Origin of the sequence: Curtobacterium sp. ODYSSEY 48 V2 (assembly GCF_023712625.1) — a bacterium.
In the GTDB taxonomy this organism is placed as follows: Bacteria; Actinomycetota; Actinomycetes; order Actinomycetales; family Microbacteriaceae; genus Curtobacterium.
The window spans coordinates 41,648-62,230 of sequence record NZ_JAMAXX010000003.1 but is presented as its reverse complement, the minus strand read 5'-3'; the positions used below and the strand labels follow the sequence as shown (position 1 = coordinate 62,230).

Sequence of the window (20,583 nt, the reverse complement as noted above, 5' to 3'; positions counted from 1 at the left end):
GGCGGACGAGCACGACTGTACACGGACTTTGCGCTGATGTCAGTACATGGACCGGGCTGCTGTCGGGCGCCTCTCCGGCCCGGAGGCGCGTGTCGGTGGGACCTGCCAGGGTCACGACATGCAGATCCTCGCCCTGGTCATCGGCCTCGTCCTCGGTACGGCCGTCGGTGCCGTCGTCGCGTGGTCGCTCGCCCGCTCGCGCGCCGGGGTGGACGCGGCAGCCGCACGGGCGACGGCCGACGTGCTGCGTGCGCAGCTCGACTCGGTGCGCGCCGACGCCGAGGAGCGCCTCGACGCCCAGGACGCCCAGTACCGCCGGCAGGTCGACTCCCTCGAACGCCGTGCCGCCGAGCTCGAGCACCTCGTGCAGCGCATGCACGGCGCCGACGCGGCGCGGAACCAGGGCGAGTCGAAGGTGCTGTCGGCGCTGAGCCCGGTCGCGCAGACGCTCGACGTCATGCGCGCGAAGATCGCCGAACTCGAGCAGTCCCGCAGCGAGCAGTACGGTGCCCTCTCCGCGCAGCTGCGATCCGCCGCCGAGTCCGAGGAACGGCTCCGCGCGACGGCGGACACCCTCGCGAGCGCCCTGTCCTCGAACAGCACCCGCGGCGTGTGGGGCGAGACACAGCTCCGGAACGTCGTCGAGGCCGCGGGGCTCCTCGAACGCGTGGACTTCGACGTGCAGTCCTCCGTCACGACGACCGCGGGGACCGCCCGACCCGACATGGTCGTGCACCTGCCCGGCGGCAAGACGATCGCCGTCGACGCGAAGGTGCCGTTCAGCGCCTACCTGCAGGCGGCCGAGATCCCGGCGAGCGCGACGGGTGCCGAGGGTGCCCGGCGCGAGCAGCTCATCGCGCAGCACGTCAAGGCGCTCCGGGCGCACGTCGACGCCCTCGCCGCCCGCGAGTACTGGACGGGCTACGACGCGTCGCCCGAGTTGACGATCGCGTTCATCCCGTCCGAGTCGCTGGTCTCGAGCGCGCTGGCCGCCGACCCCGGACTGCTCGACCACGCCTTCCGCAAGCGCATCGCACTGGCGTCACCCGTCACGCTGTGGTCGGTGCTGAAGACGGTGGCGTTCTCGTGGCAGCAGGACGTCGTCACCGCCGAGGCACGCGAGCTCTTCCGGGTGTCCCGCGAGCTGTACGGCCGCCTGGCCACCATGGGCGGGCACGTCGACAAGCTCGGCCGGGCGATCCGGGGGTCCGTCGTCGACTACAACCGCTTCGTGGGGTCGCTCGAGCGCCAGGTGCTGCCGAGCGCCCGGCGGCTGTCGCTGCTCGACGAGTCGAAGGTGCTCGCCGACCCGGCGACGATCGACGACGAGCCGCGGCTGCTCACCGCGCCGGAGCTCGTCGGCGCCCTCGACGAGGACTGACCGCGCGGCGCCACGGCACGAGGCGCCACGGCGCGAGGTGCTCCGGCACGACGAGAAGCACCCCGAACCACGTGATCGCGTGGTTCGGGGTGCTTCTCGTCGTGCGAGCGGTCAGGCGTCCCGACGGCCGTCAGCGGCCGGGACGGATCAGAACCACTTCTCGGCGCGGTGGTCGGCCTGGATGCGGCGGATCGTGTTCGAGCGCGAGCGGAGCACGAGCGAGTCGGTGTGGATGACACCGCGCGACCGGCGGACGCCGTCCACGAGGACACCGTCGGTGACGCCCGTCGCGACGAAGAACGTGTTGTCGCCCGTCACGAGGTCGTCCTGGTCGAGGACCTTGTCCAGGTCGTGCCCGGCGTCGAGTGCCTTCTGGCGCTCCTCGTCGTCCTTGGGCTGGAGCTTGCCGAGGATCACGCCGCCGAGCGCCTTGATCGCGCACGCGGTGATGATGCCCTCGGGCGTACCGCCGACACCGACGCACATGTCGATCTTCGAACCGGGCAGTGCCGCCGAGATGCCACCGGCGACGTCGCCGTCGAGCAGCAGGCGCGTGCCGGCGCCCGTTGCGCGGATCGCGCGGATGAGCTCGTCGTGGCGCGGACGGTCGAGGACGGCGATCTGCATGTCCTCGATGTCCTTGTGCTTCGCCTTCGCGAGCGCGCGGATGTTCTCGCCGATCGGCTTCTCGAGGTCGAGGACGCCACGACCCTCGGGGCCCGCGGCGATCTTGTCCATGTAGAACACCGCCGACGGGTCGTACATCGAGCCGCGGTCGGAGACGGCCATCACGGAGATGGCGTTCTGCCGGCCGGCGGCGGTGAGCGAGGTGCCGTCGATCGGGTCGACCGCGATGTCGCAGGCCGGGCCGTGGCCGTTGCCGACGTGCTCGCCGTTGAAGAGCATCGGGGCGTCGTCCTTCTCGCCCTCGCCGATGACGACCACGCCGTCGAAGTTCACCGTGCCGAGGAACTTCCGCATCGCGTCGACGGCTGCGCCGTCCGCGAGGTTCTTCTCGCCCCGGCCGACCCACGGCTGCGCACGGATCGCGGCGGCCTCCGTCGCACGCACGAGCTCGAGCGCCAGGTTGCGGTCGGGCTGGAGGAACAGGGAGCCGGTCTCAGTCGTGGGAGTCACGACCAGAGCCTACCGACCGGGCTCCGGGGCGGCCGCACGGGTGCACGGACGTGCACGCTGTAACCCGTTGAGGAGCCCTGACTAGGCTCGGCGGGGAACCACCAGTCGAAGGAGATCGCAGTGCCCATCGCAACGCCGGAACAGTACGCCGAGATGCTCGAACGAGCGAAGGCCGGCAAGTTCGCCTACCCCGCGGTGAACGTGTCCTCCTCCCAGACGATCAACGCGGTCCTCCAGGGCCTGCAGGAGGCCGGCTCGGACGGCATCCTCCAGGTCACGACCGGTGGCGCCGACTACTTCGCCGGGCACACCGTGAAGAACCGCGCCGCCGGCGCCCTCGCGATGGCCCGCTTCGCCCACGAGGTCGCGAAGAACTACGACGTCACGGTCGCGCTGCACACGGACCACTGCCCGAAGGACGCCCTCGACGGCTTCGTCATGCCCCTCATCGCCGCGAGCGAGGAGGAGGTCCGCCAGGGCCGCAACCCGATCTTCCAGTCGCACATGTGGGACGGGTCGGCCGTGCCGCTCGACGAGAACATCGAGATCGCGCGCACGATGATCGAGAAGACGCGCAACATCAACGCGATCCTCGAGGTCGAGATCGGCGTCGTCGGCGGAGAAGAGGACGGCGTCCAGCACGAGGGCACCAACGACGCGCTCTACACGACCCCGAACGACGTCGAGAAGGTCGTCGACGCGCTCGGGCTCGGCGACCGGGGTCGCTGGATCGCCGCGCTCACGTTCGGCAACGTGCACGGCGTCTACAAGCCGGGCAACGTCAAGCTGCGCCCGGAGCTCCTCGGCGAGATCCAGGCCTCGGTCGCGCAGAAGCACGGCACCGGTGAGAACCCGCTCGACCTCGTCTTCCACGGCGGCTCCGGCTCGACCGACGACGAGATCCACGAGGCCGTGCGCAACGGTGTCATCAAGATGAACATCGACACGGACACGCAGTACGCGTTCACGCGCTCGATCGCCGACTCGATGTTCCGGAACTACGAGGGCGTGCTGAAGATCGACGGCGAGGTCGGCAACAAGAAGCAGTACGACCCGCGTGCCTGGGGCAAGGTCGCCGAGACCGCCATGGCGGCCCGCGTCGTCGAGGCGGCGAAGGTCCTCGGCTCGGCCGGCAACAGCAAGGGCTGATCGGCACCACCAGCCGGGAGGAACGGGGCGCGTCCGCAAGGACGCGCCCCGTTCCGCGTCCGGTCACCGCCACCGCCCGTGCCACGATGGGCGGGTGACCTCCGACGCCATCGCCTCCTCGTTCGCCCAGTACGTCACCGAGTCCCCCACCGCGTTCCACGCGGCCGCGGTCGCGCGGGACCAGCTCGTCGCAGCGGGGTTCACCGAGCTGTCGGAACTCGACGCCTGGCCGACCGAGGCGGGCGCCTACGTCGTCGTCCGCGACGGCGCGGTCATCGCCTGGCGTCTGCCGGAGTCGGCGACGCCCACCACCCCCTTCCGGATCCTCGGTGCCCACACCGACTCCCCCGGCTTCCGCATCAAGCCGAACCCGGCCGTGCGCGTGGGCGGGTGGGAGCAGCTCAACGTCGAGGTCTACGGCGGCGCGCTCCTGTCGACCTGGTTCGACCGCGACCTCCGCATCGCCGGACGTGTGGTCGACGCCGACGGATCGGTGCGGCTCGTGTCGACCGACGCGGTCGCGCGGATCCCGAACCTCGCGATCCACCTCGACCGCGGGGTGAACGACGGCAAGGAGATCGACCGGCAGCGCCACACCCTGCCGGTCGTCGGCACGGACGGCACCACCGGTGGCACCGACGTGCTCGGGTGGCTGCGCGGCCGGCTCGGGGAGGACGCGGTCTCGTGGGACCTCTTCCTCGCGGACACGCAGCCCCCGGCGCGCATCGGCATCGATCGGGAGTTCCTCGCGTCCGGCCGCATGGACAACCTGACGAGCGTGCACGCCGGGCTCCGCGGGGTCGTCGACGCGCCGACCGACGGCGACCACATCCCGGTGTTCGCGGCGTTCGACCACGAGGAGATCGGTTCCTCGACCCCGTCCGGTGCCGGGGGCCCGTTCCTCGAGGACGTGCTCGGCCGCGTGCAGGAGGGGCTCGGTGCCACCCGCTCCGAGGCCGCCCGGGCGTTCCGGGCGTCCTGGCTCCTGTCGAGCGACGCCGGACACCTCGTCCACCCGAACCAGCCGGAGAAGCACGACCCGACGAACCGTCCGCGTCCGGGAGCGGGCCCGCTCCTGAAGATCAGCGCGAACCAGCGTTACATGACCGAGGCGAAGGGCGAGGCCGTGTGGGCGACCGCCTGTGATGCCGCCGGCGTCTCCTGGCAGCCCTTCGTCAACGTGAACACCATCCCCGGTGGCTCGACCATCGGCCCGATCGCGGCGACGCGGCTCGGCATCCCGACGATCGACATCGGCGTCGGCCTGCTGTCGATGCACTCGGTCCGTGAGCTCGTGCACGTGGACGACCTCGCGGCACTGCACGGCGCCGTCGCCGCCTTCCTCGCCGGGTAGGCGGGTCACGGCCTGCCCGGCCGGACAGCGCCGGCTGGCCCGCTGGTCAGAGCGTCACGACCACCTTGCGCGCGGACACCCCTGCGCGCTGCCGGTCGATCGCGCCCTGCACCGCGCCCGGCCCGTGCCCGACGACGAGCGGCTCCGGCATCGGTCGGATCGAGCCGTCGGCGAGCCCCTCGGGCAGGACCCGGCCCCACAGCTCCGCGCCCAGGTCGTCGTCGCGCAGGCTGCTCCCCCACACGAACGCGGCCCGGATCCCCGCACGACGGGCACGCAGCGTGAGCGCCAGCGTGGCGAGTCCGAGGCGGGTGAACACCGGGAGCATCGCCGGGAAGAGTCGCCGACGGCCGGCGATCCGGTCGAGGGAGACCGGCGTGCTCGCCATCGCCAGCGCGGTGCCACCCGTCCGGCGGAGCACCTCGATGCACGCGGCCGTCGAGGTCGTCCCGAGCGCGACGGCACCGACGACGGGGCGTCCGGCGACGCCGGCGACGAGGTCGTCCACCGCCGTCGGCGAACCGTGGTCGACGACGACGTCGGCCCCGAGCGACCGGACGGTCGCGGCGTTCCGGGGCGACGCGGTGCTCACGACCGCGTACCCGGCGGCACGGGCGAGCTGCACCGCGTTCATCCCGACGCTCGTCGAACCACCCCAGACCACGACGACGCCGGAGCGGTCCGACGGAGCGTCGGCGGCCCCGGGGAGCGGGAGCCCGAGGTGCTTCGGCTGGAACAGCGCGCAGGCGGCGGTCGAGGCCCCGAGCGGCAGGACCGCGGCCTGTTCGAGGGGCACGTCGTCCGGCACCGCGGCGGTCAGGCGTTCGAGCAGCGCGGTGTGTTCCTGGAACGCGCCCTCGTGCACCGGGTCGCGGCCACGGTCGGTCCCGGTCGCGAGTCCGACGACGCGGTCGCCGACCGCGAAGCGGGTGACGCCGGAGCCGACGGCGACGACCTCGCCGGCGACGTCCGAGCCGAGCACCGCCGGCGTCCGGAGCCAGCGGTAGGTCACCGGCCCCGTGCCCTGGATCACCCAGTCCACGGGGTTGACGGCAGCGGCGCGGACGCGCACGACCACCTCGTCCTCGGCGGGGACGGGGACCGGTACCCGGTCGACGACGAGTGCGCCCCGGGGTTCACGGAGCAGAGCGGCGGAGTTGTCGGGCACGGCGGGCCTTTCGTCACGAGCGATGACACCTGGTGTCGTCACTCTACCCGCCCTCGGCACCGAGTGTCATCACTAGGGTGTCCCCATGGCGAGATGGGCACCGGACACCCGTGAGCGACTGCGGACGGCCGCGATGGAGCTCTTCGCGGAACGCGGCTTCCATGCGACGACGGTCCCCGACATCGTCGCGCGGGCGGGCGTCACCCGGCGCACGTTCTTCCGCCACTTCAGCGACAAGCGCGAGGTCTTCTTCGGCGATGACGAGATCCCCGCGATCGCGACCCGGATGATCGAGACCGCGCCGGCCGAGGAGGCACCGATGCGCGTGGTCCTCGACGGGCTCCGGCGGCTCGCGGCCGAGCGGTTCGACCCCCGCCGCGACCAGGTGCTCGCCGCACGACGGATCATCAGCGAGGAGCCCGACCTGCGGGAGCGGGACCTGCGGAAGCAGGAGGACCTGCGGGCGGCGGTCCGGGACGGCTTCCGTCGCCGCGGCGAGGACGACCGGACCGCCCGCTCCGTCGCCGGGCTCACGGTCCTCGTCCTGCAGACCGCGCTCGAGACGTGGCTCGAGGACGCGGACGGCACACCGCTGCAGGACCACCTCGACGCCACGGTCGACCGGGTCACCGGACTGCTCGACACCGGTCGCTGACGAGCGCACGGCCCGCACACGACAGCGAGGGCCCGAGGGTCAGGCCCCGGACTGCTGCATCAGCACCTGCACGAAGCCCGGGTCCTGGAACATCACCACGGCGAAGGCGACCAGGCTGACGAGCGACGCCACGGCCCCGCCGAGCAGCGGGACCCAGAACGTCCACCTCCGAGCGGCCAGCCGACGCAGGGACCACCACGCGACGAGGGCGAACACGACCACGTTGCCGATGGCTCCGACGGCAGCGGCGGTCGACAGCGCCGTGGGGTCGGAGAGCTCCAGGCCCTGCTGTTCGAACGCCCTGCGCACGGCGGAGGCGACGTCGCTCACGGCGAGCGACTGCACGACCGACAGCAGACCGAACGCCAACAGGGCGACCGTCACCACGAAGTCGAACTGCGACGCCCCGAAGCGGCTCGAGAGCGTCGGCCGCTCCTGACCGGCCGCGGCACCCCGCGACGGCCCGGCGCCGGTGCCACCGGAAGTGCGGCGGTCCGTCGGACGGGTCGTGCGTGCCGTGCCACGGTCGGTCGGCCCCTGGGGTGCCGCGCGGGCACGGTCGTCGGCCTCGCGCCGCTGCCGGTCGCGCCGTTCCTGCTCGACCAGGACCGGGTTCACCCAGCCCTCCGGCGCGTACTCGCCGTACTCGGGAGCGGGCGTGCCGTGGACCCGGCCGTCCCGTCGACCGGAGGCCGGTGCGGCGGAGGCGGGACGGGCCTCCAGGCCGAGGGCGGTCTCGTCCACGTGCCCCGGTTCACGGGCCGGTGCCGACGACCAGTCGCCGCGGAGGCCGCTCACGAGCGACGCCCGCCGAGGGCGCGGGTGGGGTTGCCCGCGGCGTCCGTGCGGAGCTCCTTGGGGAGCGAGAACATGAGGTCCTCGTGCGCCGTCACGACCTCTTCCACGGTGCCGTAGCCGGCGTCCGCGAGCTGCTCGAGCACCTCCGTGACGAGTTCCTCGGGCACCGAGGCACCGCTGGTCACACCCACCGTGCGGACACCGTCGAGCCAGTCCTGGCGGATCTCCTCGGCGTAGTCGACCCGGTGGGCGGACGCCGCACCGTACTCGAGGGCGACGTCGACGAGGCGCACGCTGTTCGAGGAGTTCGCCGAACCGACGACGATGACGAGGTCGGCGTCGGGCGCCACCTTCTTCACCGCGACCTGGCGGTTCTGCGTGGCGTAGCAGATGTCGTCCGACGGCGGGTTCTCGATGGACGGGAACCGCTCACGGAGCAGGCGGACGGTCTCCATCGTCTCGTCGACGCTCAGGGTGGTCTGCGACAGCCAGACGAGGTTGTCGGGGTCGGGCACCTCGAGCGCGGCGACGTCCTCGGGTCCGTTGACCAGGATCGTGCGCTCGGGCGCGTGGCCCATGGTGCCCTCGACCTCCTCGTGACCGGCGTGGCCGATCAGGACGATCGTGCGGTCCGCCTTCGCGAAGCGGGTGGCCTCGCGGTGGACCTTGGTGACGAGGGGGCAGGTCGCGTCGATCGCGTGCAGGTCGCGTTCTGCGGCACCGGCCACGACGGCGGGTGCGACGCCGTGCGCACTGAAGACGACGTGTGCGCCGCGCGGGACCTCGGCGACGTCGTCGACGAACACCGCGCCGCGCTGCTCGAGCGTGGAGACGACGTGGACGTTGTGGACGATCTGCTTCCGCACGTAGACCGGCTCGCCGTACTGCTCGAGCGCCTTCTCGACGGCGACCACGGCACGGTCGACACCCGCGCAGTACCCGCGGGGCGCGGCGAGCAGGACCTTCTTCGTGCCGGCGACCGGCTCGTCCCGCAGCCGACCACGCGCTGCGTGCACCCGCGGCGGGGCGAGTGGGACCGTGCGGCCGTTGGTGATCGTCACGTCCCCGATGATAGGTGCCGGGCACGCGCGGGGCCTGGGTGCGTCCGGGGCCGAGCCGGGCCGTGACGACGTGGTGGAGCACCGGCGTGCGGCGCCGCGGGCCGGCGCTGTCGCCGGGATGCGGCACGATGGTGGGTATGGCGATCGAACAGGGCCCGCCGACGGCCGACAACCCGTGGCCCGTCGCCCTGCTCGGGGCGAAGCTCCGCGACTGGATCGACCGACTCGGCACCGCCTGGGTCGAGGGCGAGATCACGCAGTGGAACGTCGCCGGCGGCAACGTCTACGGCAAGCTCAAGGACGTCGAGGTCGACGCGACCGTGTCCTTCTCGATCTGGTCGAGCGTGCGTTCCCGGGTGCCCGCGGACCTGGGGCAGGGCGCCCGCGTCGTCGCCGCGGTGAAGCCGAACTACTGGGTCAAGGGCGGCTCGCTCACCATGCAGGTGGTCGAGATGAAGCACGTCGGCCTCGGTGACCTGCTCGAGCGGCTCGAACGGCTCCGGCGCACCCTGGCGGCGGAGGGCCTGTTCGACCCGTCCCGCAAGAAGCGTCTGCCGTTCCTGCCGCACCGGATCGGCCTGATCACCGGCAAGGACTCCGACGCCGAGAAGGACGTCAAGCGGAACGCGCAGCTCCGCTGGCCGCAGGTCGAGTTCCGCACGGTGCACACGGCGGTGCAGGGCGAGCGGGCCGTGGGCGAGGTCACGGCCGCGATCGTCGAGCTCGACGCCGACCCGACCGTCGACGTCATCATCGTCGCCCGGGGTGGCGGCGACTTCCAGAACCTGCTCGGCTTCAGCGACGAGGGACTCGTCCGGACCGCCGCTGCCGCCACCACTCCCATCGTCTCCGCCATCGGGCACGAGGCGGACCGCCCGATCCTCGACGAGGTCGCCGACCTGCGCGCCTCCACCCCCACGGACGCCGCGAAGCGCGTGGTGCCCGACGTGGCCGAGGAGCTCGCGAACGTCCGCCAGGCCCGGGCCCGGCTCGGGCTGCGGCTCTCGCACACCCTGTCGGTCGAGGCCGACCGGATCGCCGCCCTCCGGTCGCGCCCGGCGCTGGCGTCGACCGCCTGGCTCGTCGACACCCGGGCCGAGGAGGTCGCACGCGACCTGTCCCGTGCCCGTGAGCTGCTCGACCGACGCCTCGAGCGCTCGCACAGCGACGTCGGGCACCTGACCGGGCGGCTGCGCGCGCTCTCGCCGCGCGACACCCTGCGCCGCGGCTACGCCATCGTGCAGCGGAGTGACGGCGGGGTCGTGCGCGGTACCGAGGACCTCGATGGTGCGACGCCGGTCCACGTCACCCTCGGCGCGGGCACGGCGACGGGGACACTCGAGCCGGAGGGACCGGGGCCGGACGGTTCCGGGGCGTAGCCCGGTCTCCACGGGCTCCGTCGGCGGTGCACCGCCGACGGAGGGTGCTCGGTAGGATCGGGGTGTGTCATCCCAGCAGGAACCCGTGCCGTCCGACGTGCAGTCGCTGAGCTACGAGGCGGCGCGCGACGAACTCGTGCGCGTCGTCGGTGAGCTGGAGCAGGGGTCCGCGACGCTCGAGCGTTCGCTCGCGCTCTGGGAGCGTGGCGAAGCCCTCGCGGCCCGGTGCGAGGAGTGGCTCGTCGGCGCGCGCGCCCGGCTGGACGCCGCCCGTGCCGCGTCTGCCGGTGACGGCACCGCGGACACCGCAGGCGACCCGGACGGAGCAGCACGGTGACCGACCCCGACGGACGCCCGATCGTCGCCGAGCTCGGCCGCCCGGAGACCCCGGAGGAGACCTGGGCCCGGAAGGACGCCGCGCGACGCTCCCGCCGCGAGCACCAGACCGCATTCAACCTCGTGCTGGCGCTCATCGCATCGCTCGGCATCGTGCTCTTCCTGGTCGCCGTGGTCGTGCGACCGGACCAGACCGTCGACCGGTCCGTGGACTACCAGCAGGTCGCCGCCGGTGCCGACGTGCCCGGCGTGACGCTCGCGGCACCGGACCTGCCCGACGGTTTCACCTCGAACCGCGCCGACTTCCAGGACAAGACGTCGGACGGCGTGCGGGTCTGGACGGTCGGCCTCGTGACCCCGGACCGCCAGTACATCGGCCTCCAGCAGGGCATCGATGCGAACGCGTCGTGGGTGGCCAACCAGCTCGACCAGGAGCCCGCCACCGGTGACCGCACCATCGACGGCACGAAGTGGACGGTGTACGACCGTCGTGACGAGGGCAAGGACGCCGGGAACCACGCGTACTCGCTCGTGCACACCTTCGGCCGCGACACCATCGTCCTGTCCGGCACGGCCGACGACTCGTCGTTCACGACCGTCGCGAAGGCCGTCACCGAGCAGCTCGCGAACTGACCCCGCCCGACCGAACCCGAAGCACGAGGAAGACCATGCCCGACCGCGCCGCCTCCACCCCGTCCGACGCCCTCCGCCTGCTCGTCGAGGGCAACGCCCGCTTCGCCGCCGACAAGCGCCGCACCGGCCGGATCGACCCGGACCGCCGTGGCGAGCTCACGGGCTCGCAGGCGCCCTTCGCGACCGTGCTCGGCTGCTCCGACTCACGCGTGCCGTTCGAGCACGTCTTCGACGCGGGCATCGGTGACTTGTTCGCGATCCGCAACGCCGGTCAGATCGTCGACGACGTCGTGCTCGGCTCCATCGAGTTCGCGGTCGTCGCCCTCGGCACCCCGCTCGTCGTCGTCCTCCGCCACACCGCGTGCGGAGCCGTCGCCGCGGCGCGCTCGGGCGAGCCCGTGCCCGCGCCGCACCTGCAGTCGCTCGTCGACGCGATCGCGCCGAGCGTCGAGCGGGTCCGCGCGACCGACGCCGAGCTCCCGCAGGAGGCCGTCGGTGCCGCGCACCTCGAGGCCACGCTCCGCCAGGTGATCGAGCGGTCCGGTGTCGTCTCCGACGCGGTCGCCGACGGTAGGTTGGCCGTCGTCGGGGCGACCTACGACCTCTCCACGGGCGAGGTCACCATCGACACCGTCGTGGGCCAGGCCTGACCGGCCGCCACGACGCGACGCCCGGAGACCACCGGGCCGCCGAAGACACCGGGGCGACCGCTCCGGCCGTGCACCACAGGAAGGACCACGACGACGTGACCCACACCAGCGAGCCCGACCAGACCGCGACCGACCGGACCGCGACGGGCGGTGACGGCTTCCGCATCGAGCACGACACGATGGGCGAGGTCCGGGTCCCGGTGGATGCCCTCTACCGCGCCCAGACGCAGCGCGCGGTCGAGAACTTCCCGATCTCGGGCAGCGGACTCGAGCCGGCACAGATCGTCGCCCTCGCCCGGATCAAGCGCGCCGCAGCGGTCGTCAACGGGTCCCTCGGCATCGTCGACTCGACCGTGGCCGACGCGATCGCACGGGCGGCCGACGCGATCATCGGCGGCGAGCACCACGACCAGTTCCCGGTCGACGTCTACCAGACGGGCAGCGGCACCTCGTCGAACATGAACATGAACGAGGTCCTCGCGACCCTGGCGACCCGCATCGCCGGCACGGACGTCCACCCGAACGACCACGTCAACGCGTCCCAGTCGTCGAACGACGTCTTCCCGACCTCCGTGCACGTCGCCGTGACCGAGGCCCTCATCCGCACGCTCGTCCCCGCGCTCGAGCACCTGGCGGAGTCGCTCGAGGCCAAGGCGACGCTCTGGGCCGACGCCGTGAAGTCCGGACGCACCCACCTGATGGACGCCACCCCGGTCACTCTCGGGCAGGAGTTCGGCGGCTACGCCCGCCAGGTCCGGCTCGGCATCGAGCGCGTGCAGGCCACGCTCCCCCGCGTCGCCGAGGTCCCGCTCGGCGGCACCGCGGTGGGCACCGGCATCAACACGCCGAAGGGCTTCCCGCAGCAGGTCATCGCCCGTCTGGCCTCGGACACCGGCCTGCCGATCACCGAGGCGCTCGACCACTTCGAGGCACAGGGTGCCCGGGACGCACTGGTCGAGGCGTCGGGTGCGCTCAAGGTCATCGCGGTCAGCCTGACGAAGATCAACAACGACCTGCGCTGGATGGGCTCGGGTCCGAACACGGGCCTCGGCGAGCTGCACATCCCGGACCTGCAGCCCGGCTCGTCGATCATGCCCGGCAAGGTGAACCCGGTCATCCCCGAGGCCACCCTGATGGTCGCTGCACGCGTCATCGGCAACGACGCGACGGTCGCCTGGGCCGGCGCCTCGGGTGCCTTCGAGCTCAACGTCGCGATCCCGGTGATGGGCACGGCCCTGCTCGAGTCGATCCGCCTGCTCGCGAACAGCTCGCGGGTGCTCGCCGACAAGACCATCGACGGGCTGCAGGCGAACCTCGAGCGCGCCCGCGCGTTCGCCGAGTCGTCCCCGTCGATCGTCACGCCGCTCAACCGCGTCATCGGGTACGAGGCCGCGGCCAAGGTCGCCAAGTACGCCGTCGCCGAGGGCATCACCGTGCGCGAGGCGGTCGTCGCCCTGGGGCACGTCGAGCGCGGCGAGGTCACCGAGGAGCAGCTCGACAGCGCGCTGGACGTGCTGTCGATGACGCACCCGAACTGACCCACGGGACCCACTGACGGACGGGAGGCACGGTGCCGGCTGGCACCGCGCCTCCCGTCCGTCGTCGGGTCGCCCCCGAGACTCGCGCCTGCGGACACGTTCACAGTCCTGCGACCGCGAACGTGTCCGCCCAGGCGAGTCCCGCCGGCGGCCGACCAGCCGCGCTACCCGAGGTCGGGCGAGTCGAGCAGCTCCGTCACGAGCGCCGCGATCGCCGACCGCTCCGAGCGGGTCAGCGTCACGTGCGCGAACAGCGGGTGCCCCTTCAGGCGCTCGATCACGCTCGCGACACCGTCGTGCCGGCCGACCCGCAGGTTGTCGCGCTGGGCGACGTCGTGCGTGAGCACCACACGCGAGTTCTGCCCGATGCGCGACAGCATGGTGAGCAGGACGTTCCGCTCGAGCGACTGCGCCTCGTCCACGATGACGAACGCGTCGTGCAGGGACCGCCCGCGGATGTGCGTGAGCGGCAGCACCTCGAGCATCCCGCGCTCGACGACCTCGTCGAGGACGTTGTCGGACACCAGCGCGCCGAGGGTGTCGAAGACGGCCTGCGCCCAGGGGTTCATCTTCTCGGAGGCGTCGCCCGGCAGGTACCCGAGCTCCTGCCCGCCCACGGCGTAGAGCGGCCGGAACACCATGATCTTCTTGTGCTGCTGTCGTTCGAGCACCGCCTCGAGCCCGGCGCAGAGCGCGAGCGCCGACTTGCCGGTGCCGGCCGATCCCCCGAGCGAGACGATGCCGATCTCCGGGTCGAGCAGGGCGTCGATCGCGAGCCGCTGCTCGGCGGAGCGTCCGCGCAGCCCGAAGACCTCGCGGTCGCCGCGGACGAGCGACACCGCGCCGGCCTCGTGCACGCGGCCGAGCGCCGACCCGCGCTCCGAGTGGATGACGACGCCGGTGTTCACCGGGACGCCGTCGAGCCGCGAGGACCGGATCTCCTCGTGCTCGTACAGGTCGCTCATCTGCTCACCGGAGACCTGCAGGTCGGTGATGCCCGTGTAGCCGGAGTCGACGGCGAGCTCGGCGCGGTACTCCTCGGCGGCCATGCCGATCGACGACGCCTTCACGCGCAGCGGCAGGTCCTTCGACACGACGACGACGTCCAGCCCGTCGTTCGCCAGGTTCGACGCGACCGCGAGGATCCGCGAGTCGTTGTCCCCGAGCCGGAGCCCGGACGGGAGCACGGACTGCTCGGAGTGGTTCAGCTCGACGCGGAAGGAACCGCCGTCGTCGAGTGCGACGGGGAAGTCGAGCCGCTCGTGCTCGACCCGCAGTTCGTCGAGCAGCCGCAGGGCCTGGCGCGCGAAGTACCCGATCTCCGGGTCGTCGCGCTTGGACTCGAGCTCGCTGACGACGACCACGGGCAGCACCACGGCGTGCTCGGCGAAGCGGAACAGCGCCCGCGGATCGCTGAGGAGCACCGACGTGTCGAGCACGTACGTGCGTTGGGCGACCGACGTGGACGAGTCCGCGGTGGACCGCTGGGCGGGTTCGCGAGCGACGTTGCGAGAGGTCACGACCACTCCATCCCCGGGCCGCGCTCGGCCCGGTCACTGTCCTCGACGCGGCCGGAGAGCGGTCCCGAAGCACCGTTGCCTGGCCGCTCCGACCGGGCACCGTGCCCGGTGGGGCCAAGCTACGACCGGCCCCCGACAGCCGGACCGCGACACGCGGTCCCCGAGGTTACGGTCACGTGAACGCGCACCACGACGGCCGGGAGGCACGTGGCGGGCCCGCCACGGGCCTCCCGGCCGCCTCGGGCGCAGGCGCGCAGCGGCGAGATTCGCGGACGCGGACGGATTCGCGGGCTGGGAGGCGCGAACACGTCCGCCCGGCCGAGTCTCGCGGACCGCGGCCGGCGGGCGGCCGGCGGCCGGCCGGCGGGCCGGCGGGCCGGCGGGCGGCCGGCGGGCGCGCTACTGCATCGTGGCGTAGGACAGGCACGCGTCGCGGAACATGTCGAGCGTCGCGTCCGTGGTGGACGCGAACACCGACACCCGCGCGACCCCGAGCCGCGTCGTCGCCGTGACCCCGTGGTTGTGCAGCGCCGCGGACAGCGCCGTGAGCCGACCCTGCGGCGGACGCAGCACGACGATGCCGGCACGCTCGCGCGGGTCACGGCTGGACTCGACCGACAGGCCGAACTCGTCGGCGATGTCGAGCACCCGCTCGACCCGGTCGGCCACGCGCTCCTGCACGGCTCCGACCCCGACGGAGACCAGCCGCTCGAGGGACACCGCCATCCGGGCCTGGGCGACCGGGTCGACGCGCGTCATCTGGTACCCCGCGGCGCCCGGCTTCACCGAGGGGACCTCGGTCGGCCAGCCGGTCGTGCCGTGCGGCCCGGACAGCGCCGGGCGCAGGCGGTTCAGGGCGCGGTCGCTGAACGCGAGGAAACCCGTGCCCCACCCGGCGTGCAGCCACTTCTGCCCGCCGGTGGCGACGACGTCGGCGACCTCGTACGGGGCGTCGACGACGCCGAAGCCCTGGATCGCGTCGACGATGAGCAGGCGGTCCCCGATGACCTCCCGGATCGCAGCGAGGTCGGCGAGGTACCCGGTCTGCCAGTCGACGAGCGACACGGCGACGGCGGCGACGTCGTCGGTCAGGCGCTCCCGGACCAGCGTCGGGGTCATCCAGCCGGCACCGGACTCGACGACGACGGGCTGCACGCGGCCACCCGTCGCCGAGGCGGCGCTCGCCAGTGCGAGCGGCAGCGACGGGTACTCGTCGGCGGCCACCAGGACACCGCCGGTCAGGCCGAACGCCGTGTGCAGCAGCCCCGGCGTCGTGGCGGTCTGCGAGACCACCTGGTCCTCGCGACGGCCGACGAGCCGGGCAGCGACGGTGCGCACCCGGGCGTCCTGCTCGTCGAGGGTCTCCACGGCGCCGAAGCGCATGCGCTCCTGGATCGTCCCGAGCACCCGCTGCTCCTCGAGCACGGCGGTCTGCACCGGCCCGAAGGCGGCGTGGTCGAGGTACCCGGGCTCCTCGTCGAAGCCGGCCGCGTACTCGGCGATGTTCACAGGGGCAACCTTCCGTGGGACGAAAACCCTGTGAGTCTACTGGGACGCACGGAGGCCGCGCGAACCTGAGCCGCCCGACGCACTCGCCACCGCCGTCGGGAGCCTCCCGCGATCAGCCGCCGAAACGACGGGAGCGCAGGCCGAAGTCGCGCACGGCCCGCAGGAAGTCGACCTCGCGCAGGTCCGGGTAGAGGGCCTCGACGAAGTAGAACTCGCTGTGCGCGCTCTGCCACAGCATGAAGTCCGACAACCGCTGCTCACCCGAGGTGCGGATCACCAGGTCGGGATCGGGCTGGCCCTGCGTGTACAGGTGGTCGCCGATGAGCTCGGGCGTCAGCACCTCGGCCAGGGTGTCGAGCGTGCCGCCGCCCTCGCCGTGCGCCCGGACGATGCTCCGCATGGCGTCGGCGATCTCCCGGCGTCCGCCGTAGCCCACCGCGAGGTTGACGTGCAGGCCGGTGTGGGCTGCGCTCCGGGCCTCGGCGTCCGCGAGCGCCCCGAGGAGACCCGCGGGCAGCCCCTCGTCGGAACCGACGTGCTGCACGCGCCAGTCGCGGTGCACGGCGAGCGTCCCGGCCAGGTCGCCGATGATGCCGACGAGCTGCTCGAGCTCCTCGCCGCCCCGACCGGTCAGGTTGTCGGCGGACAGCAGGTAGAGCGTGACGACCTCGATGCCGAGCTCGTCGCACCAGTCGAGGAACTCGGGGATCTTGGCGGCGCCTGCACGGTGCCCGTGGGCGGCCGACTCGAGGCCGAGCTGCTTGGCCCAGCGACGGTTGCCGTCGACGATCATGGCGACGTGCTTCGGCATCGCCTGGCCGTCGATCTGGCGGCGGATACGACGCTGGTAGGCACGGTAGAGGACGCCGCGCCCTGCCCATCCCACCCTGCCGGTCACGCCACGACTGTAGTGCACCGTGGCGCCGGTCGTGCGGGGCTGTGCATTCCCTGCTGCCGTTCGGCCGGGGGCCCTACTGTCGCCCCATGCAGGACGAGACCGCCACGCTCCCCCACGTCCCGTTCACCGAGGAAGCGGACACCACCGAGCCGCCGCGCCCCGCCTGGCGCGGCTGGATCCACCTCGGCACGTTCCCGTTCGCCATCGCGATGGGCATCGTGCTCATCTCGCTGGCCGACAGCGGGGCCGCGAAGGCCGGCAGCGCCGTGTTCATGGCGACGTCGCTGCTCATGTTCGGCGTCTCCGCGACCTACCACCGCTTCCCGTGGGGCCCGACGGTGAAGAAGGTCCTCAAGCGGATCGACCACACGAACATCCTGCTGCTCATCGCCGGCACCTACACGCCGATCGCGATCTGCGCGCTGCCGCACACGCTCATGGTGGTCGTGCTCTGGGTGATGTGGTCCGGAGCCGCGCTGGGCATCGCCTTCCGCGTCCTGTGGATCGGCGCCCCGCGCTGGCTGTACGTGCCGATCTACCTCGTGCTCGGGTGCGCCGCGCTCGGTCTGCTCCCGCAGTTCTTCGCCGCGAGCGTCCCCATGACGGTCCTCGTGCTCTCCGGCGGCCTGGCGTACGTCATCGGTGCCCTCGTCTACGGCTTCAAGCGCCCCGACCCCGCCCCGACCGTGTTCGGCTTCCACGAGGTCTTCCACGCACTGACCGTCGTCGCGTTCGCCGCGCAGTGGGTCGGCGTGCTCATCGTGGCCCTCGACCCGGTGCGCTGACCGCAGCCGCTGCGGACCGCGGCACCGGCCGGCAGGGGCGACCGGACGACGGACGGGAGGCCCGTGGCACGCTCGCCACGGGCCTCCCGTCCGTCTGCTGGGGACGTCGCTGCTGCCGACGTCGCCGCTGCTGGTGTCGCCGCTGCCGACGTCGCGGGCTCAGCCGCGTTCGGTGTCGTCGCCCACGTCGGTCCGGCCGTCCTCGTCGGCGCGACGCACCGGCTCGTCCGTCGACGTGCCGTCGCCCGCGTCGGACTCGAGCCGCTGGCGGATCTCCGCGCGGTAGCGGGTCCGACGGATCCGGCGGGTCATGTCGACCACGAGCAGGATCGTGACGACCGCGACGACCGCGATCGCGACGAAGCCGGCGACCCCGGGGGTGACGTCGACGTCGGGCACGACCGACGGGCTCGGGCTGGGGGCGGCGGCGATGGCCGTCAGGATGGTGCTCACGCGGTGGTGTCCTCGTCGTCAGGGAGCCCCGCGAACAGGTCGGACTCCGGCAGGTCGGTGGGCACGCGGGCCTCGACGAGCTGGTAGTCCTCGGTGGGCCACACCGTCGCGAGGAGGTCGTTCGGCCACGAGAAGAAGACGCTGTCCGGCGGCACCTGGCTGGCGTGCGCGTGCAGGGCGGCGTCGCGGGCGTCGAAGTGGTCGCGGACGTCGACGTGGGTCGTCGCCAGGTCCGGCCGGTCGGCGAACCGCTCCACCCACTCGCGCAGCTGCTCGACGGCGGCGCTGTCCGGGTCGCGCTCGCGCAGTGCCTCGTAGATCGTGCGGAAGCGGCGCGGGTTCATGGTGCGCTCGTAGTAGAGCTTGCTGATCGACCACGGCTCCCCGGCGTCCGGGTACTCCGCGGGGTCGGCGGCGGCGCGCCAGGCGGCGACCGAGACCTCGTGCGTGCGGATGTGGTCGGGGTGCGGGTAGCCGCCGTTCTCGTCGTAGGTGACGAGCACGTGCGGACGGAAGCGGCGGACGACGCGGACGAGTGCCTCGGTCGAGTACTCGAGGGGCACCGTCGAGAACGTGCCCGGACGGACCGTCTCGCCCTTCTCGGCGTCCGGCAGCCCGGAGTCGTGGTAGCCGAGCCAGACGTGGTCGATGCCGAGCGCTGCCTGCGCAGCCGCCATCTCGGTGCGCCGGTAGCCCGCCATGTCGCGGTGGGCGCGGCTCGTCGCCGGCTCACCGAGCTGGTCGTTGAGGATGTCCCCGGCCTCGCCGCCGGTGCAGGAGACGACCATCACCTGGTGCCCCTCGGCGACGTACTTCGCGGCCGTCGCGGCACCCTTGCTCGACTCGTCGTCGGGGTGGGCGTGGACGGCCAGCAGGCGGTACGGCACGGAGGATCCTCACGGGTGACGGAGCGGGCGGAACGCGCACGGATCGACCCGGGCGTGGGGGCAGCGCACAGCGGGGCGTGAACTACCCTGGGACCAGGATAATCACCCCAGGAGCCCCGAACTGTCCGAACCGCTGCACCCCACCCCCACCGCTGCGTCGGCCACGGCCACGGCCACCGCCGCGTCGCTGGACGACCGGTACGGGCGCACGCCGGATCGTCGGCGCCGCGGGAAGCTGTTCGGGGTCGCCGCGGCGATCGCCGTCGTGCTCGTGTTCGTCGCGTGGGTGGTCTGGGCCGGCCTCGACCAGGAGTCACACGGGCTCGACAACACCGAGCTCGGGTACACCGTCGTCTCCGACCACCGCACCGTCGTGCACTCACAGGTGTCGGCCGACCCGGGCACCGAGGTCCGGTGCGCCGTGCAGGTGCTCGACAAGTCGTACTCGATCGTCGGGTGGAAGGAGGTGACGCTGCCGGCATCCGAGCAGCGCACCCGCTCGATCTCGACCGAGGTGAACACCACGACCCGCGGCGTGACCGGCTTGATCCACGACTGCTGGGTTCCCTAGACTCGACTGATTCGCGGACGAGACCGGCCACACCGGCCGGTCTCGTCCTTTGTCGAAAGGGAGACCGATGAGCAACGACACGCAGACCACCTGGCTGACCCAGGAGGCGCACGACCGTCTCACGGCCGAGCTCGAACAGCTGTCGGGCCCGGCCCGCAAGGAGATCGCGGACCGCATCGAGGCGGCGCGTGAAGAGGGCGACCTCAAGGAGAACGGCGGCTACCACGCCGCGAAGGACGAGCAGGGCAAGATCGAGGCCCGCATCCGGCAGCTCACCGAGCTGCTCAAGCACGCCACCGTGGGCGAGGCCGACTTCGACGGCACCGTCGAGCCGGGGACCGTCGTCACGGCGGTCATCGCCGGCGACGAGTCGACCTTCCTCGTGGGCAACCGCGAGATCGTGGCCGAGGGGTCCGACCTGACCGTGTACAGCCCGGTGAGCCCGGTCGGTGCCGCGATCCTCGGGCTGCGCGCGGGCGACGAGACGACCTACACCGCGCCGAACGGCAAGGAGATCAGCGCCAAGGTGACGAAGGTCGAGCGCTACGAGCCGTAGGTGCCCGGCGCCGCAGTGCGCCCGGCGCGACGGCCGGGGCGGGCGGCGCAGAGCGCGCGGCGGGCCGGCCCGCGGCGCGACGTGCCAGTGCACAGCGAGGAGCAGCTCGCACCACGGAACCACGTGGCGCGAGCTGCTCTTCGTTGTGCGGGGCCGACTGGGCTC

Annotated in this window: 21 protein-coding genes; 12 read left to right on the top strand and 9 right to left on the bottom strand. The window is 72.6% G+C overall.

Features of this window, described 5'->3' with window-relative positions; genetic code table 11:
- Positions 1-118: 118 nt before the first annotated feature.
- On the top strand, positions 119-1,381 hold the full coding sequence (gene rmuC, locus M3666_RS05365) for a DNA recombination protein RmuC (RefSeq protein WP_066657838.1): 1,263 nt from the start codon (positions 119-121) through the stop codon (positions 1,379-1,381).
- Positions 1,382-1,528: 147 nt separating this feature from the next.
- Here the strand turns inward: rmuC and glpX are convergent, their stop codons facing one another.
- Entirely contained in the window at positions 1,529-2,518 is a 990-nt protein-coding gene (gene glpX / locus M3666_RS05360; RefSeq protein ID WP_081984693.1) for a class II fructose-bisphosphatase, read from the bottom strand.
- A gap of 120 nt (positions 2,519-2,638) precedes the next feature.
- Between glpX and fbaA the strand changes: the two genes are divergently transcribed.
- Positions 2,639-3,667 (top strand): class II fructose-bisphosphate aldolase, encoded by a 1,029-nt coding sequence (gene fbaA / locus M3666_RS05355; RefSeq protein WP_066652690.1) that lies wholly within the window; start codon positions 2,639-2,641, stop codon positions 3,665-3,667.
- 94 nt (positions 3,668-3,761) lie between these two features.
- Positions 3,762-5,021 (top strand): M18 family aminopeptidase, encoded by a 1,260-nt coding sequence (locus M3666_RS05350; RefSeq protein WP_251154687.1) that lies wholly within the window; start codon positions 3,762-3,764, stop codon positions 5,019-5,021.
- Positions 5,022-5,067: 46 nt separating this feature from the next.
- Here M3666_RS05350 and M3666_RS05345 read toward each other — a convergent pair whose 3' ends face one another.
- Positions 5,068-6,189: a zinc-binding alcohol dehydrogenase family protein gene (locus M3666_RS05345; RefSeq protein WP_251154686.1), complete on the bottom strand. Its 1,122-nt coding sequence runs from the start codon at positions 6,187-6,189 to the stop codon at positions 5,068-5,070.
- An 85-nt stretch (positions 6,190-6,274) separates the two neighbouring features.
- On the opposite strand from M3666_RS05345, the gene M3666_RS05340 reads away from it, so the two are divergent.
- The gene (locus tag M3666_RS05340; RefSeq protein WP_066652678.1) at positions 6,275-6,844 is read left to right on the top strand and encodes a TetR family transcriptional regulator; all 570 of its coding nucleotides are present in this window, start codon (positions 6,275-6,277) and stop codon (positions 6,842-6,844) included.
- 39 nt (positions 6,845-6,883) lie between these two features.
- On the opposite strand, the gene M3666_RS05335 is transcribed toward M3666_RS05340, so the two are convergent.
- Positions 6,884-7,642 (bottom strand): DUF6264 family protein, encoded by a 759-nt coding sequence (locus M3666_RS05335; RefSeq protein WP_251154685.1) that lies wholly within the window; start codon positions 7,640-7,642, stop codon positions 6,884-6,886.
- Positions 7,639-8,703 (bottom strand): 4-hydroxy-3-methylbut-2-enyl diphosphate reductase, encoded by a 1,065-nt coding sequence (locus tag M3666_RS05330; protein ID WP_081984691.1) that lies wholly within the window; start codon positions 8,701-8,703, stop codon positions 7,639-7,641. The genes M3666_RS05335 and M3666_RS05330 overlap by 4 nt, the downstream gene beginning before the upstream one ends.
- A 137-nt stretch (positions 8,704-8,840) precedes the next feature.
- Here M3666_RS05330 and xseA point away from each other — a divergent pair, with 137 nt between their 5' ends.
- The 5 genes from xseA to M3666_RS05305 all read left to right on the top strand — a co-directional run bounded on the left by xseA (position 8,841) and on the right by M3666_RS05305 (position 13,239).
- The gene (gene xseA, locus M3666_RS05325; protein ID WP_066652675.1) at positions 8,841-10,082 is read left to right on the top strand and encodes an exodeoxyribonuclease VII large subunit; all 1,242 of its coding nucleotides are present in this window, start codon (positions 8,841-8,843) and stop codon (positions 10,080-10,082) included.
- A 64-nt stretch (positions 10,083-10,146) separates the two neighbouring features.
- Positions 10,147-10,419 (top strand): exodeoxyribonuclease VII small subunit, encoded by a 273-nt coding sequence (locus tag M3666_RS05320; RefSeq protein WP_066652672.1) that lies wholly within the window; start codon positions 10,147-10,149, stop codon positions 10,417-10,419.
- The gene (locus M3666_RS05315) at positions 10,416-11,051 is read left to right on the top strand and encodes a DUF4245 domain-containing protein (RefSeq protein ID WP_066652670.1); all 636 of its coding nucleotides are present in this window, start codon (positions 10,416-10,418) and stop codon (positions 11,049-11,051) included. Before M3666_RS05320 ends, M3666_RS05315 begins: the two co-directional genes overlap by 4 nt.
- A 35-nt stretch (positions 11,052-11,086) precedes the next feature.
- Positions 11,087-11,701: a carbonic anhydrase gene (locus M3666_RS05310; protein WP_066652668.1), complete on the top strand. Its 615-nt coding sequence runs from the start codon at positions 11,087-11,089 to the stop codon at positions 11,699-11,701.
- A gap of 164 nt (positions 11,702-11,865) precedes the next feature.
- A complete protein-coding gene (locus M3666_RS05305; protein ID WP_308301839.1) occupies positions 11,866-13,239 on the top strand; it encodes a class II fumarate hydratase in 1,374 nt (457 codons plus the stop codon).
- A 164-nt stretch (positions 13,240-13,403) separates the two neighbouring features.
- Here the strand turns inward: M3666_RS05305 and M3666_RS05300 are convergent, their stop codons facing one another.
- The 3 genes from M3666_RS05300 to M3666_RS05290 form a co-directional block, all read right to left on the bottom strand.
- Positions 13,404-14,765, bottom strand: a complete 1,362-nt coding sequence (locus tag M3666_RS05300) for a PhoH family protein (protein WP_209683731.1) — start codon at positions 14,763-14,765, stop codon at positions 13,404-13,406.
- A gap of 393 nt (positions 14,766-15,158) precedes the next feature.
- A complete protein-coding gene (locus tag M3666_RS05295; RefSeq protein ID WP_066652665.1) occupies positions 15,159-16,268 on the bottom strand; it encodes an aminotransferase class V-fold PLP-dependent enzyme in 1,110 nt (369 codons plus the stop codon).
- A 112-nt stretch (positions 16,269-16,380) separates the two neighbouring features.
- A complete protein-coding gene (locus M3666_RS05290) occupies positions 16,381-17,166 on the bottom strand; it encodes an isoprenyl transferase (protein WP_235426501.1) in 786 nt (261 codons plus the stop codon).
- Positions 17,167-17,252: 86 nt separating this feature from the next.
- Here M3666_RS05290 and M3666_RS05285 point away from each other — a divergent pair, with 86 nt between their 5' ends.
- The gene (locus M3666_RS05285; protein ID WP_209683735.1) at positions 17,253-17,951 is read left to right on the top strand and encodes a hemolysin III family protein; all 699 of its coding nucleotides are present in this window, start codon (positions 17,253-17,255) and stop codon (positions 17,949-17,951) included.
- 159 nt (positions 17,952-18,110) lie between these two features.
- Here M3666_RS05285 and M3666_RS05280 read toward each other — a convergent pair whose 3' ends face one another.
- Together M3666_RS05280 and mca are read right to left on the bottom strand one after the other, a co-directional pair.
- Positions 18,111-18,404 carry a hypothetical protein gene (locus M3666_RS05280; RefSeq protein WP_081984689.1) on the bottom strand — a complete coding sequence of 98 codons (294 nt, stop codon included), beginning with the start codon at positions 18,402-18,404 and terminating at the stop codon, positions 18,111-18,113.
- Positions 18,401-19,291 (bottom strand): mycothiol conjugate amidase Mca, encoded by an 891-nt coding sequence (mca, locus tag M3666_RS05275; protein WP_144411239.1) that lies wholly within the window; start codon positions 19,289-19,291, stop codon positions 18,401-18,403. The genes M3666_RS05280 and mca overlap by 4 nt, the downstream gene beginning before the upstream one ends.
- Positions 19,292-19,412: 121 nt before the next feature.
- Between mca and M3666_RS05270 the strand changes: the two genes are divergently transcribed.
- Both M3666_RS05270 and greA read left to right on the top strand, forming a co-directional pair.
- Entirely contained in the window at positions 19,413-19,862 is a 450-nt protein-coding gene (locus M3666_RS05270; protein ID WP_081984687.1) for a DUF4307 domain-containing protein, read from the top strand.
- 67 nt (positions 19,863-19,929) lie between these two features.
- Entirely contained in the window at positions 19,930-20,418 is a 489-nt protein-coding gene (greA, locus tag M3666_RS05265; protein ID WP_066652650.1) for a transcription elongation factor GreA, read from the top strand.
- The last annotated feature ends 165 nt before the right edge of the window (positions 20,419-20,583 follow it).

Coding starts and splice junctions, on each gene's coding strand:
- rmuC (WP_066657838.1), top strand. CDS start 119: ATGCAGATCCTCGCCCTGGTCATCGGCCTCGTCCTCGGTACGGCCGTC.
- M3666_RS05340 (WP_066652678.1), top strand. CDS start 6,275: ATGGCGAGATGGGCACCGGACACCCGTGAGCGACTGCGGACGGCCGCG.
- xseA (WP_066652675.1), top strand. CDS start 8,841: ATGGCGATCGAACAGGGCCCGCCGACGGCCGACAACCCGTGGCCCGTC.
- M3666_RS05310 (WP_066652668.1), top strand. CDS start 11,087: ATGCCCGACCGCGCCGCCTCCACCCCGTCCGACGCCCTCCGCCTGCTC.
- M3666_RS05285 (WP_209683735.1), top strand. CDS start 17,253: ATGCAGGACGAGACCGCCACGCTCCCCCACGTCCCGTTCACCGAGGAA.
- greA (WP_066652650.1), top strand. CDS start 19,930: ATGAGCAACGACACGCAGACCACCTGGCTGACCCAGGAGGCGCACGAC.